Annotated in this window: 15 protein-coding genes; 7 read left to right on the top strand and 8 right to left on the bottom strand. The window is 64.6% G+C overall.

Going from position 1 to position 15,729, the window contains the following annotated elements; genetic code table 11:
• Positions 1–35: 35 nt before the first annotated feature.
• The gene (locus tag RT614_RS08795; RefSeq protein ID WP_313621727.1) at positions 36–1,079 is read right to left on the bottom strand and encodes a Fe(3+) ABC transporter substrate-binding protein; all 1,044 of its coding nucleotides are present in this window, start codon (positions 1,077–1,079) and stop codon (positions 36–38) included.
• Between the two features lie 334 nt (positions 1,080–1,413).
• On the opposite strand from RT614_RS08795, the gene RT614_RS08790 reads away from it, so the two are divergent.
• Positions 1,414–2,190 carry a ferredoxin--NADP reductase gene (locus tag RT614_RS08790; RefSeq protein ID WP_313621726.1) on the top strand — a complete coding sequence of 259 codons (777 nt, stop codon included), beginning with the start codon at positions 1,414–1,416 and terminating at the stop codon, positions 2,188–2,190.
• A gap of 82 nt (positions 2,191–2,272) precedes the next feature.
• Here RT614_RS08790 and RT614_RS08785 read toward each other — a convergent pair whose 3' ends face one another.
• Genes RT614_RS08785 through RT614_RS08775 form a run of 3 tightly spaced genes read right to left on the bottom strand, consistent with a single transcriptional unit; the run spans position 2,273 to position 5,017 of the window.
• Positions 2,273–3,235 carry a tripartite tricarboxylate transporter substrate binding protein gene (locus RT614_RS08785; RefSeq protein ID WP_313621725.1) on the bottom strand — a complete coding sequence of 321 codons (963 nt, stop codon included), beginning with the start codon at positions 3,233–3,235 and terminating at the stop codon, positions 2,273–2,275.
• Between the two features lie 37 nt (positions 3,236–3,272).
• Positions 3,273–3,662, bottom strand: a complete 390-nt coding sequence (locus RT614_RS08780; protein WP_313621724.1) for a hypothetical protein — start codon at positions 3,660–3,662, stop codon at positions 3,273–3,275.
• Positions 3,659–5,017, bottom strand: coding sequence for an acyclic terpene utilization AtuA family protein (locus RT614_RS08775; RefSeq protein WP_313621723.1), 1,359 nt, complete (start codon positions 5,015–5,017; stop codon positions 3,659–3,661). Before RT614_RS08775 ends, RT614_RS08780 begins: the two co-directional genes overlap by 4 nt.
• Positions 5,018–5,112: 95 nt before the next feature.
• Between RT614_RS08775 and RT614_RS08770 the strand changes: the two genes are divergently transcribed.
• The 5 genes from RT614_RS08770 to RT614_RS08750 all read left to right on the top strand — a co-directional run bounded on the left by RT614_RS08770 (position 5,113) and on the right by RT614_RS08750 (position 10,334).
• Positions 5,113–6,039 carry a LysR family transcriptional regulator gene (locus tag RT614_RS08770; protein ID WP_313621722.1) on the top strand — a complete coding sequence of 309 codons (927 nt, stop codon included), beginning with the start codon at positions 5,113–5,115 and terminating at the stop codon, positions 6,037–6,039.
• A gap of 96 nt (positions 6,040–6,135) precedes the next feature.
• Complete coding sequence (locus RT614_RS08765; protein ID WP_313621721.1) at positions 6,136–6,522, top strand: Rid family detoxifying hydrolase; 387 nt, start codon at positions 6,136–6,138, stop codon at positions 6,520–6,522.
• A gap of 39 nt (positions 6,523–6,561) precedes the next feature.
• On the top strand, positions 6,562–8,652 hold the full coding sequence (recG, locus tag RT614_RS08760) for an ATP-dependent DNA helicase RecG (protein WP_313621720.1): 2,091 nt from the start codon (positions 6,562–6,564) through the stop codon (positions 8,650–8,652).
• A gap of 80 nt (positions 8,653–8,732) precedes the next feature.
• Entirely contained in the window at positions 8,733–9,683 is a 951-nt protein-coding gene (locus RT614_RS08755) for a LysR substrate-binding domain-containing protein (protein ID WP_313621719.1), read from the top strand.
• 150 nt (positions 9,684–9,833) lie between these two features.
• Positions 9,834–10,334, top strand: a complete 501-nt coding sequence (locus tag RT614_RS08750; protein ID WP_313621718.1) for a Dps family protein — start codon at positions 9,834–9,836, stop codon at positions 10,332–10,334.
• Between the two features lie 134 nt (positions 10,335–10,468).
• Here the strand turns inward: RT614_RS08750 and RT614_RS08745 are convergent, their stop codons facing one another.
• A complete protein-coding gene (locus RT614_RS08745) occupies positions 10,469–11,065 on the bottom strand; it encodes an alpha/beta hydrolase (protein ID WP_313621717.1) in 597 nt (198 codons plus the stop codon).
• A 269-nt stretch (positions 11,066–11,334) separates the two neighbouring features.
• Here RT614_RS08745 and RT614_RS08740 point away from each other — a divergent pair, with 269 nt between their 5' ends.
• Positions 11,335–12,462: a branched-chain amino acid ABC transporter substrate-binding protein gene (locus RT614_RS08740; protein ID WP_313621716.1), complete on the top strand. Its 1,128-nt coding sequence runs from the start codon at positions 11,335–11,337 to the stop codon at positions 12,460–12,462.
• 120 nt (positions 12,463–12,582) lie between these two features.
• On the opposite strand, the gene RT614_RS08735 is transcribed toward RT614_RS08740, so the two are convergent.
• The 3 genes from RT614_RS08735 to ugpA all read right to left on the bottom strand — a co-directional run bounded on the left by RT614_RS08735 (position 12,583) and on the right by ugpA (position 15,553).
• Positions 12,583–13,671, bottom strand: coding sequence for a sn-glycerol-3-phosphate import ATP-binding protein UgpC (locus RT614_RS08735; RefSeq protein ID WP_313621715.1), 1,089 nt, complete (start codon positions 13,669–13,671; stop codon positions 12,583–12,585).
• A gap of 127 nt (positions 13,672–13,798) precedes the next feature.
• A complete protein-coding gene (gene ugpE / locus RT614_RS08730) occupies positions 13,799–14,650 on the bottom strand; it encodes a sn-glycerol-3-phosphate ABC transporter permease UgpE (protein ID WP_313621714.1) in 852 nt (283 codons plus the stop codon).
• A 21-nt stretch (positions 14,651–14,671) separates the two neighbouring features.
• The gene (gene ugpA, locus RT614_RS08725) at positions 14,672–15,553 is read right to left on the bottom strand and encodes a sn-glycerol-3-phosphate ABC transporter permease UgpA (RefSeq protein WP_313621713.1); all 882 of its coding nucleotides are present in this window, start codon (positions 15,551–15,553) and stop codon (positions 14,672–14,674) included.
• Positions 15,554–15,729 lie beyond the last annotated feature (176 nt).

Raw genomic sequence — 15,729 nt, 5'->3', positions numbered from 1 at the left:
CGCCACGCCCGTGGGCATGGCCTTCCCGCGGTTTATCAGTTGTCGAAGCCGACCTTGTCCACCAGTTCGCTGGCTTGTTTGCGATGCTTGGCGATCTCGGTGAGGGGCAGGGGATCGACCTTCAGCTCGCCAAAGCTGGCAATCACCGGGTCCAGCTTCACGCCCTTGCGGACGGGGTATTCGTAGTTGGCCTGGGCGTACAGCGCCTGGGCGGGCTCGGAAACCAGGAAGTCCAGCAGCTTGACTGCATTGGCCTTGTTCGGCGCATGCGCGGCAACGGCGGCGCCGCTGACGTTCACGTGCGTGCCGCCGCTCTTGGCGTTGGCGAAGGTCGGGCGGATGACCTTGATGGCGTCGCCCCACTTGCGGGCGTCGGTGCCGGCTTCGGCGTTCTTCATGTGGCCGACGTAATAGGCGTTGGCCAGACCGATGTCGCAGATGCCGCCCAGGATGTCACGCGCCACGTCGCGGTCGCCGCCGGCGGCCTTGCGGGCCAGGTTGGCCTTGACGCCACGCAGCCATTTTTCGGTGGCTTCGGCGCCGTCGTGCGCGATCATCGACGCGACCAAGGCGGTGTTGTACGGGTGCTGGCCGGAACGGATGCAGACCTTGCCCTTCCACTTGGGATCGGCCAAATCTTCGTAGCGGAAGGATTCCAGCTTCAGGTCTTTTTCCACGTACAGCACGCGGTCGCGCAGCGAAAGCGCATACCACTTGCCGTCGGCGCCGCGCAGGTTGGCGGGGATGACCGATTCCAGCGTTTCAGACTTGACGGACTGCGTCACGCCGCCGTCCACCAGGTCCAGCAGGTTGCCGATGTCGACGGTCATCAGCACGTCGGCGGGCGACTTGGCGCCTTCGGCCTTGACGCGCTCGAGCAGGCCGTCCTTGACGAACACCGTGTTGACCTTGATGCCGCTTTCCTTGGTGAACGCATCCAGCAGCGGCTGGATAAGCTTGGGTTCCCGGGTGGTGTAGAGGCTGACTTCCTCTGCGGCATTGGCCGACACGGTGAAGGCGGCGGCGCCGGCCAGCGCCAGGGCGCGCAGCAGCGAATTCAGTTGGGGACGCTTGGTCATGAAGGAACTCCAGCTAGGTCTGAGACGAACGAAGCTGCGGCGCGCAGGGTGTCACGCCGCTAAAACCGGTCTGCTAACGAAAATGATTATCAAGTGAGAATGCGACAATAACAGGAAGCACATCACCGTTCAACTACTCGTAAGCCAGGGGTTCAAGTCCTTGATCCCTATCAAGAAGGCATAAGGGTATTACGGAATAATGAGAGCAGTTATCATCAAGACCCTGTAGAATAGGGTCAACCCTAATGCCGGCTGCGCCCTTTATGCGGCCGGGAACGCTCCCGCGGCTAAGCCGGGCCTCGCCCGATCACTGCCCGCCCTTACTCAATACGACATGGCTGCTTTCAACACTGAGCGCGTACTAAGCGTGCACCACTGGAACGACACCCTGTTTTCCTTCACCACGACGCGTGACGCGGCCTTGCGGTTCCACAACGGCCACTTCGTGATGATCGGCCTCGAGGTTGAAGGCAAGCCGCTGCTGCGGGCCTACAGCATCGCCAGCGCCAACTACGAAGAAAACCTCGAATTCCTCAGCATCAAGGTGCAGAACGGGCCGCTCACGTCGCGCCTGCAGCATTTGAAAGAAGGCGACACCATCCTTGTCAGCCGCAAGCCGGTGGGCACGCTGGTCGTCGACGACCTGAAACCCGGCAAGCACCTGTTCCTGTTCGGAACGGGCACGGGCCTGGCTCCCTTCATGAGCATCATCAAAGACCCCGACGTCTACGAACGCTTCGACAAGGTCATCCTGGTGCACGGTGTGCGCTGGGTCAGTGAACTGGCCTACGCCGACTTCATCGAAAACGAGTTGCCGAACAACGAATTCTTCGGCGACATCGTGCGCGACAAGCTCGTGTACTACCCCACGGTGACGCGCGAGCCTTTCCGCAACCAAGGCCGCATCACCGAACTGCTTGAAAACGGCAAGCTGTGCGCGGATATCGGTATTCCGCAGATCAACCCCGAAACCGACCGCGCCATGATTTGCGGCAGCCCGCATATGCTGGCCGACATCAGCGCCATGCTCGACAGCCGCGGCTTCGCGGTGTCGCCGGGCGTGGGTCAGCCGGGCGACTACGTGGTCGAACGCGCGTTCGTCGACAAATAATCCCGCTGGCATCTTCAGGCCAATAAAAAACCCATCGCAGCTGCGATGGGTTTTTTGCTTTGGAACGCGTGGAGCAGTGGCGTTACTCGGGCTGGATGCCGGCCTTCTTGATGATGTCGCCCCACTTCTTGGATTCGGCCTGCTGGAATTTGGCCAGTTCATCGGGCGTGGACGTGGCCACGTCGGTGCCGGTCTGCGCGTAGAACTGCTGGGCGGCCTTGGCCTTGGTGGCATTGACCAGCAACTCGTTCAGGCGCTTGACCACGTCGGCGGGCGTACCGGCCGGAGCATAGGCCGCGAACCAATAGCCCATCTCGTAGCCGGGCACGCCGGCTTCCGAAATGGTGGGCACGTCAGGCGCCAACGGTGAGCGCGCCTGGCCCGTGACACCCAGTGCGCGCAGCTTGCCCGACTTGACCTGCGGCAGGCCGGTAGCGGTGTCCGTGATCATCATGTCGATCTGTCCACCGAGCAGGTCGGTGACCGCCAGCGGGTTGCTCTTGTAGGGCACGTGCAGCAGCTGCACGTTCGCCATCTGCTGCAGCAACTCGCCCGCGATGCGGCTGCTGGAGCTGCCGCTGCCAAAGCTCAGCTTGCCGGGCGACTGCTTGGCCTGCGCCAGGAAGTCGCCCACCGTCTTGGCCGGCGAGTTGGGATTCACCACCATGATTTGCCCGCCCTTGCCCAGCAGCGTCAGCGGCGCGTAGTCCTTGACCGGATCGTAGGTCAAGGACTTGTACAGATGTTCGTTGGCGGCGTGCGTGGTGTTGGTGGTGATCAGCACGGTGTAGCCGTCCGGGGCGGCTCGCGCGCCGGCTGCGGCGCCGATCATCGCGCTGGCGCCCGGCTTGTTTTCGATGACGACGGCCTGACCGGTCTGTTCCGATACGCCCTGGCCGATGGCCCGGCCGATCTGGTCGGTGGCGCTGCCGGCCGCAAACGGCACGATGAAGGTGATGGGCTTGGTGGGAAATTGGGCCATGGCCGTCAGCGGCAGGGCTGCGGCCAGCAGCAGGGCCAGCCGGCCTTTGGTAGCGATGCGCATATGTGTCTCCTGTGGTGTTTTCTTATGGGAACGGAAGTCAGGCGGCCGGGGGACGGTCGCCAGGTATGTCTGGCAGCCGGCGCGCCAGCTCGGGGCTGACCTCCACCGTCATGTCCAGCAATCGGAAGGACAGGCTCTTGCCGTGCGTGTCCAGGTTGAGCGCATCGTTGACGCCGCCATCCAGCACGCCTTCGAGCACGAAGTTCATGGCATTGAGCATGGGTAGCGCGTAACGCGTGACACGTTTGGGATGGCGGTAGGCGAACCACTCTGCAACGCGAGTTTCGGTGACCTGCGAGGCCAGGACGTCATAGCATTCCGGGTCCCAGGCGATGAGACTCAGGTTCGAGATGTCGCCCTTGTCCCCGGAGCGGCTGTGGGCCAGCCGATACAGCGGCACGGCAAGCAGGGCGGGAGTCTGGGTCATGGCGAGATTTCCTCCAGGAAGTTCCAGCCGCTGTCTACGGCGTCGCGGGGGATGGTGCAGGACATCATGTTCAGGCGGGGACGCAGGGCCGTGCGCACACCGCCGCCACCCGCGGGTCCGCAGGTGTATAGCGCAGTCACTTCGCGCAGCACACGTTCGGCCTGGGCGCGATCCGCGTTCTCCGTGGCCAGCCGCAGCCGGACGTCGCGCGCGTGCCCGTCGGGCAAGGCGCCTCGCATCCGGCCGGCGTCATCGCCCAGGATGCTGATGGCTCCGATCAGGTCCGCGCGCAGCTTGAATGCGTCGCCCAGGCGCTTTTGCACGATGTCCGCGGCCAGTCGCGCGCGCGCCTCGGCCTGAACGCCGGCATAGGAGATTTCGGCTTCTGCCAGCCAGCCGCCGCGATAGCAGACGTTTACCTTCAGTTCGTCGGGACGCGCATGGCCGGTGATGCCCTGGACCGCGACCCGGTTGGCGCCCAGTTCGACGACGCGGGCCTGGCTCAGGTCGGCCACCACGTCCGGCGTAAGGTAGCGCGCCGGGTCATGGACCTCGTACAGCAACTGTTCCTTCACCGTGCGCGCGTCGACGGCGCCGCCCGTGCCGTCGGCCTTGCCGATCACGAACTCGCCATCCGCCTGGATCTCGGCGATGGGAAAGCCCGCGGCATGCACGTCCGGCACTTCCTTCAGCCCGGGCACGCAGAAATAGCCGCCGGTGACCTGCAGGCCGCATTCCAGCATGTGGCCTGCCATGGTGGCGCGTCCCAGTCGCGGCCAGTCCGACGCGTCCCAGCCAAAATGCGCCAAGGCCGGGCCCAGGGTCAGCGAAGGATCCGCGACGCGCCCGGCCACCACGATCTGCGCGCCAGCGGCAAGCGCCTGGGCGATCTCGGTGGCGCCGAGATAGGCGGTAGCGCTGACGATGTCCAGGCCTTCGAGCGCGGCGCCCAGACGCTGCGTCAACAGGCTGCGATGGGCAGGCGTGTTCAGGGCATCCCCATGCACGACGGCGATACGCGGCGTGGGCAGGCCTTGTTGGCGCGCGAGTTCGGCGATGCGTCGCGCAGCGGCGGGCGGGTTGGCCGCGCCGAAATTGCTGACGATGTTGATGCCGTGTCGCAGGCAGTCGGCCAGTATCGGGCTGACCAGCTCGTCCAGCAGCGGTTCATAGCCGCGGGTTGGGTCGTCATTGCGGGCCAGTTGCGCCAGCGCCAGCGTGCGTTCGGCCAGCGTTTCAAATATCAATGTGCCGCCGCCCCGGGCGGCAAGGGTGCGCACGACGGCCGCGGCGCCGTCCGTGCGGTCGCCGGAGAATCCGGATGCGCAACCGATGAGCAGGGGAGTTTGAGGCATGAGCGGTCCAGGCGCGTTCAAGGATGCCAATGACTATAGGGAAGCGGCCGTCATCCGTAAAATAGAAAGATCGGATCGATTAATCCAAGAAAGCCATGAATCTTTCCTCACGCCAATTGCGCGCCTTCGTGGCGCTCGCCGACGAAAAGCACTTTACGCGCGCCGCGCAGCGCTGCCACCTGACGCAGCCGGCGTTCAGCGCGTTGATCCGGTCGCTGGAAGACAGCGCGGGACTTCGCCTTTTCAACCGCAACACGCGCCACGTCGAACTCACCGCGGAAGGAAAAGTGCTGGACGCGTCCGCACGGCGGCTGCTGGCGGACATGGACCTGGCCATGGGCGACCTGCGGGACCTTGCGGCGCGGCGCCGGGGCAGGGTGACGCTGGCCGCGCTGCCGTCGTTGGCCGCGGGCTGGCTGCCCGGGCTGCTGGCGCGCTTTCGCCAGGATCATCCCGGCATCGTGCTGGATCTGCGGGATGCCTTGCTTGATCCGTGCCTGGACATGGTGCAAAGCGGGGTGGTTGACTTTGCGGTCGCCTCGCGCCGGCCGGACATGACCGACCTGGATAGCGATTTCCTGCATGCAGACCGCTACTTCCTGGTGTGCCGGCCCGATCATCCCCTGGCCAGCCAGTCGCGGGTGCGGCTGCGCGATGTCCTGCGGCATCCCATCATTCAGCTTGCGCGCGGCAGCAGTGTGCGCAAACATCTGGACGAGGCCTTGGGCGCCGAGGCGCCGCCGCCCGTCTTCGAGGTCGAGCATCTGGCGACCGTAACGGGACTGGTGCGCGCCGGCCTTGGCGTATCCGTGGTGCCCGCCATGACGCTATTTCATTTCCGCAGCGACGACCTGCGGGTCGTGCCGCTTGCGGGGCGCGCCCTGACACGGCCCTTGTACCTGGTCCGGCGCAAGGGCCGCGGCCTGTCGGTGGCCGCGCAGGCACTGGTCGAATTGCTGATCGCGCATCGTGGCGACATCGGCGGCGCAGGCCATCAGGCGGAAGACGAGGAACGGCCCTAGGCCATCTTTACGGCAAACCGCCACTTTCGCAAATGTCTATTGCTGTTTAAACTTCGATAGTTGTAGCTTCTATCCGTCACCAGAAGGATTCCGCCCATGAGCAAGCAAATCATTCATACCGACGCCGCGCCCGCCGCCGTCGGCCCTTACTCGCAAGCGGTTGCCGTCAGCGGCACCAAGACTGTCTATCTCTCGGGCCAGATCGGCCTGGAGCCGGGCACCGGCGACCTGGTATCCGAGAACTTCGACGCACAGGTGCGTCAGGCTTTCGCCAACATGCAGGAAGTCATCAAGGCGGCCGGCGGCACGCTGGACAACGTGGTCAAGCTCACGCTGTTCCTGACCGACCTGGGCAAGTTCACGGCGGCCAACGCGATCATGGCCGAGATCATTCCCCAGCCGTTCCCGGCGCGCTCCACCATCGGCGTGGCCAGCCTGCCCAAGGGCGCGCAGTTCGAAGTCGAAGCCATCCTGGTCCTGTAACGCACGCCCGGACGTTTCATTCCAGGGGTTCGTTCCTTCATGCCGGCCGCAGCCGTGGCCTCCAAGCGAACCGGCGCCGACAAGAACGGCGCCGGCAAACCGATGACGGATACGGAGCGCAAGCTTCGTAACCTGGGCTTGGTGCTGCCCGAGGACTTCGTGCTGCACCTGCCGCTGCGCTACGAGGACGAAACCCGCGTCATCCCGATCAGTTCGCTGCGGCCCGGCTTTGCCGGCCAGGTCGAGGGCGAAATCACCAAGTCCGAGGTCCTGTACAGGCCTCGGCGCCAGCTCACCGCCACGTTGGCCGACGAAAGCGGCGAATTGCAGCTGCGCTGGCTGAATTTCTATCCCAGCCAACAGAAACAGGTCACCGTGGGCAAGCGGTTGCGCGCCCGCGGGGAAGTGCGCGGCGGCCTCTTCGGCCGCGAGATGGTGCATCCGCGCCTGACCAACGCCGACGCTCCCTTGCCAACCGCGCTGACACCCGTCTATCCAACCACCGAAGGTCTGCCGCAGCTGACGCTGCGCCGCGCGATTGCGCAGGCGCTCGATCGCGCGGACCTGTCCGACACACTGCCCGACGAGGCGCGTGCGCGCTACGGCCTGCCGCCGTTTGAACCTGCCATCCGTGCGTTGCACACGCCTGCGCAAGGCGAATCCGAGCAGGCCTTGCTGGATCGCGTGCACCCGGCATGGCGCCGCATCAAATTCGATGAGCTGCTGGCGCAGCAGCTGTCGCTGGCGGCGGCCCGCGCCGCCCGCCGCATCAAGGAAGCAGAGTCCCTGCCTGTCCAGACACGCCCTGGCGGGCTTGTCGCCAAGCTGTACGAAGGGCTGCCGTTCAAGCTGACCGCCGCGCAAGAGCGGGTCGTCCAGGAAATCTCCGCCGACCTGGCCAAGCCATATCCCATGCATCGCCTGCTGCAGGGCGACGTGGGCAGCGGCAAGACCGTCGTGGCGGCGATCGCCGCCGCGCAGGCCATTGCCGGGGGAGCGCAGGTCGCGTTGATGGCGCCCACCGAAATCCTGGCGGAGCAGCACTTCCGCAAACTGGTGTCGTGGCTGCAGCCGCTGGGCGTCAACGTCGCGTGGCTCAGCGGCAGCCTGACCGCCAAGGCCAGGCGCGAAGCCGCCGCCGCGGCCGCGGACGGCAGCGTTCAATTGGTGGTGGGCACGCAGGCGATTATCCAGGACCACGTTGAATTCCATCGGCTTGGCCTGTCCATCGTTGACGAGCAGCATCGCTTTGGCGTGGGGCAACGCCTGGCGCTGACGCGCAAGGGCGAAACCGTGCGCGGCCGCATCGTGCCGCATCAGCTCAACATGAGCGCCACGCCCATCCCCCGCACGTTGGCCATGACCTTTTTTGCCGATCTGGACGTATCGGTCATCGATGAACTGCCGCCCGGGCGCAGCCCCGTGGTGACCAAGCTGGTGTCGGATGCGCGGCGCGAGGAAGTGATCGCGCATATCGCCCAGGCCGCCCGCGGCGGGCAGCAAGCGTACTGGGTCTGTCCGTTGGTCGAGGAAAGCGAGGCGCTGGAATTGCAGACCGCCGTAGACACCTACGAGGGCATGCGGGTCGACTTGCCTGACCTGCGCATCGGGCTGGTGCACGGTCGCCTGCCTCAGGCCGAGAAAGCGGCGGTGATGCAGGCCTTTCGCGATGGCGAGGTCGATCTGCTGGTGGCCACGACGGTCATCGAAGTCGGCGTGGACGTGCCGAACGCTTCGCTCATGGTGATCGAGCACGCGGAACGCTTCGGCCTGGCCCAGCTGCATCAGCTGCGCGGGCGGGTAGGGCGGGGCACCGCCGAATCCGTTTGCGTGTTGCTGTACCAGACGCCGCTGTCGCAGGTGGCGCGGGAACGCCTGCGCGCCATGTTCGAAACGTCGGATGGCTTTGAGATCGCCCGGCGCGACCTGGAACAGCGCGGCCCGGGCGAATTCCTGGGCACGCGCCAGTCGGGCATGGCGCTGCTGCGCTTCGCCGACCTGGAAACCGACGCGGCGATTGCCGAGGACGCGCGCGACGCCGCCGTGTGGCTGCGCGCCGAACATCCGGCTGCCGTCGATGCGCATCTGGCGCGCTGGATGCGCGGCCGTGAAGACTTCCTGCGGACTTGACCATGCGGTCCGGCGCGAACCTCAATTCTCTCAGCGCGGGCCACGCGGCCTTGCGCATAACCCCGGGGGCTTAGTCCACCATGACTCTCACTGAACTGAAATACATCGTCGCGGTTGCGCGAGAGCGGCACTTCGGCCGCGCGGCCGAGGCCTGTTTCGTGAGCCAGCCGACTCTGTCGGTCGCCATACGCAAGCTCGAAGACGAACTGGGCGTGACGCTGTTCGAACGCGGCGGCGCCGAGGTGGGCGTGACGCCCATCGGCCAGCGCATCGTCGCGCAGGCGCAAAAGGTCTTGGAAGAAAGCGCCAGCATCAAGGAAATTGCCAGGCAGGGGCACGACCCGCTTGCCGGACCCTTGCGCGTGGGCGTCATCCACACTATCGGCCCGTACCTGTTGCCGAAGCTGGTGCCCGTGCAGATCGGGCGCACGCCGCAGATGCCGCTGCTGCTGCAGGAAAACTTCACGGTCCGCCTGGTGGAGCTGCTGCGCCAGGGCGAGATCGACTGCGCCATCATGGCTTTGCCCCTGCCCGAGGCCGGCCTGGTCATGCAGCCGCTGTACGACGAGCCGTTCGTAGTGGCGGTGCCGAACGATCACGAGCTTGCGCAGCGCAAGGCCATCGACGCGCAGGACCTCAAGCAGCAGACCATGCTGCTGTTGGGCAGCGGCCATTGTTTCCGCGACCAGGTGCTGGAAGTCTGTCCCGAGCTGTCGCGGTTTTCGGCCGCCAGCGACGGCATCCAGCGCACCTTCGAAGGCTCGTCGCTGGAAACCATTCGGCACATGGTGGCGGCGGGCATTGGCGTCACGGTGCTGCCCGTCACTGCTGTGCCCGAGCATCCGCCGGCCAACAGCCTGCTGCGCTATCTGCCTTTCGATGGATATGTGCCGGAACGTCGCGTCGTGCTGGCGTGGCGCCGCAGTTTTCCGCGCCTTGCCGCCATCGAGGCGCTTGCCCAGGCGGTGTACGAGTGCGAACTGCCGGGCGTGAAGATGCTCGCGGGTGAAGTCGCGGCTGTCCAGGATTGACTTCGCCGTCCTCGACATGGCTCGCTCGACGGGGCTTGAGCCGCGTCAAAAAAGGTCGCAGGCCATATTGAAACGGCCACGCCGGGCCACCATGTTTGTCAGGTTTGCAGTGGTATTCTTATTTCGTCCCTTTTTCCATAGGAGCTAGCAATGGCCAAGTCCACCAAGAAGACCTCGAGCGTTCCGCGCATCAACATCGGTATTTCGGACAAGGACCGCGCTGCGGTCGCCGGCGAACTGTCCAAGCTGCTGGCCGATTCGTACACGCTGTACCTGATGACGCACAACTTCCACTGGAACGTCACGGGGCCCATGTTCAACACGCTGCATCAGATGTTCATGACGCAGTACACCGAAGAATGGAACGCGCTGGACAGCGTTGCCGAGCGCATCCGCGCCCTGGGCCACTACGCGCCGGGCACCTACCGCGAATACGCCAAGCTGTCGTCCATCGCCGAGCCGGATTCGGTGCCGGACGCGCTGGAAATGGTGCGCCTGTTGGTGGACGGCAATGAATCCGTCGCCAAGACCGCGCGCGCTGCTTTCGAGAAGGCCGATGCCGCCAACGACCAGCCCACGGCTGACCTGCTGACGCAGCGCCTGGACGTGCACGAAAAGAACGCGTGGATGCTGCGCAGTCTGCTGCAGTAATCGCGATTCGCATCGTGCGTGCGATAGAAGGCCGTCCACCCCCTGGGTCGACGGCCTTTTTTTTGGGTTCCGAACGTGGCCGCCGAAAGCGTGCCTCGTCCGCAATTGATAGGGCTTGTGGCGCGAGTGCGGTGCTACGACACGTCGTACAGCGGGATGGGCGGGATGCGCTTGGCGGGCGTGGGGATGCGCCAGGAGGCCCGGCGGCGCAGGGCGCCCAGCAGTTTCAGGCCCTGCGGCCAGTCGGCGAGCCCGCTGTCGGCGTTGATATGGCCCGCGCCGGATAGGACCACGATGCGGCTGCCCCAGTCCGCCGCGAACGCGCGGGCGCGTTCCAGCGCGCAATAGGGATCGTCGTCGCTCGCCACCACCACGCTTTGAAAGGGCAGTGGATGGCGCGCGATCGGCGCAAAGCCGCGCAGGCATTCGGGTACGTCGGGTCGTTCGACGTCGGCGGGCGCCACCAACAGTGCGCCGGCGACCTTGGCCCGCAACGGCACGGGCAGGGCGGCGCTGATCAGGCATCCCAGGCTGTGCGCGATCAGCAGGACAGGGCTGCGGGCTTCATCGACGTCCGCAGCCAGCCGGGCGACCCAGTCGGTCGAACTCGGGTTCTCCCAGTCGTGCTGCTCGATGCGCCGGGCATTGGGCAGCATGGCTTGCCAGCGGGATTGCCAGTGATCGGGGCCGGAGTTTTTCCAGCCCGGGACGATTATCGGTTGGAGTCTCATGCGGCACATGATGCCGCCGGGCTCTAGTAACTCAAACGAATTAATCGTCTTTTGCATATACGGCGTTTGGAATAAAGCCGGGCCCTTTCGAGCATGCCGCAGTGCAATACGAAACCGCGCCAAAACCGGCCGCAAACCGCCCAAAATTCGAGATATTTCAGTGTATGCTTGCCGTGCAAATGCACCGCAACGGGGCGGGACACTCAACATATCCGGCCGTCCGCCCGGTTGACGAATCAACGATTAGAAGTCATTCGAGGAGTCCACTCATGAAGCCAGTATTCCGTCTGACCCCGGTCATCGCAGCCCTGGGCGTCGCCGCTGGTCTGGCGTTTGGCGCGTCTGCGCACGCCCAGACCATCAAGATCGGCGTCGTAGGCCCCACCACCGGCGCGGTCACGCAGTATGGCGATATGGTCCGCGAAGGCGTCGATACCGCAGTCGAGCGCATCAACGCAGCCGGCGGCATCAACGGCAAGAAGTTGGAAACCGTCGTGATCGACGACGGCTGCGAACCCAAGCAAGGTCCCGTCGCGGCCAACCGCGTGGTCAACAGCAAGATCGGTTTTGTGGTGGGCCACGTATGCTCGGGCGCCACCATCGCCGCCGCCGACGTCTACAACAACGAAGGCGTGGTCATGGTCACGCCGTCGGCGACGTCGCCGGCCCTGACCGACGGCAAGAACTACGAGTTCATCTTCCGCACGATCGGCCGCGACGATCAGCAAGGCCCTGCGGCCGCCAGGTTCATCCTTGAAAAGATCAAGCCCAAGAAGGTCGCCGTGCTGCACGACAAGCAGTCGTACGGCCAGGGCATCGCCACCGCCGTCAAGAACGACCTGGAAAAGGGCGGCGTCACCGTCGCCATCTTTGAAGGCATCAACGCCGGCGACAGCGACTACTCCGCGGTGATCACCAAGCTCAAGAGCCAGGGCGTGGACTTCGTCTATTACGGCGGCTACCACCCCGAAATGGGCCTGTTGCTGCGCCAGGCGGCCGAACAGGGCGTGAAGGCCAAGTGGATGGGTCCGGAAGGCACGGGCAACCCTGACATTAACGCGATCGCGGGCGACGCGGTCGAAGGCATGCTGCTGACGCTGCCGGCCGACTTCACCCAGAACGCCGCCAACGCCGATATCGTGAAGGCCTTCGAAGCCAAGAAGCGCAACCCCAGCGGCGCGTTCCAGATGACGGCCTACGCGGCAACCCAGGTCATCGCCGACGGCATCAAGGGCGCCGGCAGCGACGATCCCACCAAGGTCGCGAAGTACCTGCACGCCAACTCCTTCGATACTCCCATCGGCAAGGTGGCATGGAACAAGCAGGGCGACCTGACGAACTTCCAGTTCGACGTGTTCACCTGGCACAAGGACGGCTCCAAGACCGTCTACAAGTAAGGCGCGGGGCGGGCCTTTGGCCCGATCCATGCAGGGCCGGCACACCCGCCGCCCCAAAAAAATCGGGCCGCAAGCGTAATGCTTGCGGCCCGATTGTTCTTGCAGCGTCGAATCAGCGGATTACAGACCCTGGACGCGGCGGCCCGTGTCGGCCTCGAACCAGTGCAGGGCATGGCGGCCGTCCGGGCCCACGTTGACGCGCGCGCCGACCTTGGCGGACGACTCGGACAACTGGCGCGTCGTGCAACGCACGACCAGCGTGCTCTTGCCGCAGCGGCAGTGAACCAGTTGCTCGGAGCCCAGGGTTTCGACCATTTCCACTTCGGCCGGAATGCCTTGAGTATTGAGCAGCATGTGCTCGGGGCGCATGCCCATGATGACCTTGCGGCCGCGCACTTGCGAGGGCACCTGCAGCGGCGAGATGTCGAGCTGATTGCCGTCGGCGGTCTGGACCGTGCCGTCGCCGGCCACTTCGACTTCCATCAGGTTCATCGGGGGCGAGCCGATGAAGCCGGCCACGAAGGTGGATGCGGGCTTTTCGAAGACTTCCATCGGGGTGCCGATCTGCTCGGGAACGCCCTGGTACATGACGATCATGCGGTGGGCCAGCGTCATGGCTTCGACCTGGTCGTGCGTCACGTACAGGCTGGTCGTGCCCAGGCGGCGGTGCAGCTTCATGATTTCCAGGCGCATCGCCACGCGCAGCTTGGCGTCCAGGTTCGACAGGGGTTCGTCGAACAGGAACACCTTGGGCTCACGCACGATGGCGCGGCCCATGGCGACGCGCTGGCGCTGGCCGCCCGACAGGGCGCGCGGGCGGCGCTCCAGCAGGTGGCCCAGTTCGAGGATCTGCGCGGCGGCGTCGACGCGCTTCCTGATTTCTTCCTTGGAGAACTTGCGGATCTTCAAGCCGTAGGCCATGTTTTCGAACACGGTCATGTGCGGGTAGAGCGCGTAGTTCTGGAACACCATCGCGATATCGCGCTCGGCGGGTTCCAGGGTGTTGACGACCTTGTCGTCGATCACGATGTCGCCGCTGGTGACGGTTTCCAGGCCGGCGACCATGCGCATCAGCGTGGACTTGCCGCAGCCCGACGGGCCGACGATGACGATGAATTCACCGTCCTTGACGTCCATGTCGATGCCATGGATGACCGGCACGTTGCCGGCGTAGGTTTTCTTGACGTTGCGGAAGCTGAGAGTAGCCATGAGTTATTCGTATTCGGAGACGGGTTCTGGTGGGCGAGGGCGGATCGCGATCACTTTGCAGCGTCGAGCCGTCTCAAGATGAAAGCGCCCCCCTGGGGGGCTCCAAGCCAAAGGCGCCGCGTAAGTGTCATTTTTCAGCGTCGACCAGGCCCTTGACGAACCATTTCTGCATCAGGATGACGACCAGCGCCGGCGGGATCATGGCGAGCATGGCGGTGGCCATGGTGATGTTCCATTCGGTCACGCTGTCGCCGCCGCTGATCATCCGCTTGATGCCGATGACGACGGGGTACATGTCTTCCTTCGTGGTGACCAGCAGGGGCCACAGGTATTGGTTCCAGCCGTAGATGAACTGGATCACGAACAGGGCGGCGATGCTGGTCTTGGACAGGGGCAGCAGCACGTCGCGGAAGAACCGCACCGGACCGGCGCCGTCGATCCGCGCGGCTTCGATGAGTTCGTCAGGGACGGTCAGGAAGAACTGCCGGAACAGGAAGGTCGCCGTGGCGGACGCGATCAGCGGCAACGTCAGGCCGGCGTAGCTGTTGAGCAGCCCGAGATCGGCCACGACCTTGTAGGTGGGCGCGATCCGGACTTCGACGGGCAGCATGAGCGTGACGAAGATCATCCAGAAAAAGAACATGCGGCCGGGGAAGCGGAAGTACACGACCGCGAACGCGGACAGCAGCGAGATCGAGATCTTGCCGATCGAGATCGCCAGCGCCATGATCAGGCTCACGTACATCATGCGGCCCACGGGCGCGCCCGAGGAGCCACCGGACGATCCGCCGAACAGGGCTTGCATGTAGTTGTCCACGAAGTGCGGACCGGGAATCAGCGACATCGGCGCCTGCGCCACTTCCTGCGCGGTCTGGGTAGACGCGACGAAAGTGACGTAGAGCGGAAATGCCACCATCGCCACGCCGCAGAGCAGAATGACGTGGGCCAGAATATCCAGCCAGGGACGGCGTTCAACCATTGTTATCAGCCTCGAACAAAATCAGTACTGCACTTTGCGGTCGACATAGCGGAACTGCGCGACCGTCAAGGCAACCACAATGAACATCAAAACGACGGACTGGGCGGCGGACGAACCGAGGTCCAGGCCGCGGAAGCCGTCGCTGTACACCTTGTAGACCAGGATCGACGTCGCCGTGCCAGGACCGCCCTGGGTCGTCGTGTCGATCACCGCGAAGGTGTCGAAGAACGCGTAGATGATGTTGACCACCAGCAGGAAGAACGTGGTGGGCGACAGCAGCGGGAAGACGATGGTCCAGAAGCGGCGAGCGGGGCTGGCGCCGTCGATGGCGGCGGCTTCGATCAGCGAGCGCGGAATCGATTGCAGGCCAGCCAGGAAGAACAGGAAGTTGTACGAGACCTGCTTCCAGACGGCGGCGACGATCACGAGGATCATGGCCTGGTTGCCGTCAAGGCGCGGGTTCCAGTCGACGCCGGATTTGCGCAGGGCCACGGCCAGGATGCCGACCGAAGGCGAGAACAGGAAGAGCCACAGCACGCCGACCACGGCGGGCGCCACGGCGTACGGCCAGATGAGGAGCGTCTTGTACAGCCCGGCGCCGCGGATGACGCGGTCGGCCATGACGGCCAGCACCAGAGAAACGCCAAGACCAACGCCGGCCACCAGCACCGAAAAGACGGCGGTGACGCGGAAGGAATCCAGGTAGGCCTGTTGTGAAAACAGTTCGACGAAGTTGTCCAGGCCGACGAACTGGGAGGACAGTCCGAAGGGATCTTCGAGGCGCATGGACTGCCACATGGCTTGTCCGGCGGGCAGGAAGAAGAACACCACGGTAATGATCAGCTGCGGCAGTAGCAGCAGATAGGGCAAGGTCTTGTGCCCGAATACAACGCGTTTTTCCATAGGGGGAACCCAAGGTACAGAAAAGCGGCGGTTGGAATAACCGCCGCTTGAAACCGCCGTCGCGCATGCCGCGCGCGGCGCCCGGAGCCCGAAAGCACCGGTACTCATAAAAAGACGATAGGCTTAAAGCCCTAAAAAAACCAGGGCTTTAAGCCTCATAAGTCCTTGTCGCGACA

Source organism: Achromobacter sp. (assembly GCF_032102605.1).
Taxonomy (GTDB): Bacteria; Pseudomonadota; Gammaproteobacteria; order Burkholderiales; family Burkholderiaceae_B; genus Achromobacter.
The sequence above is the reverse complement of the archived record's forward strand: the minus strand, read 5'-3'. Positions and strand labels throughout refer to the sequence as shown.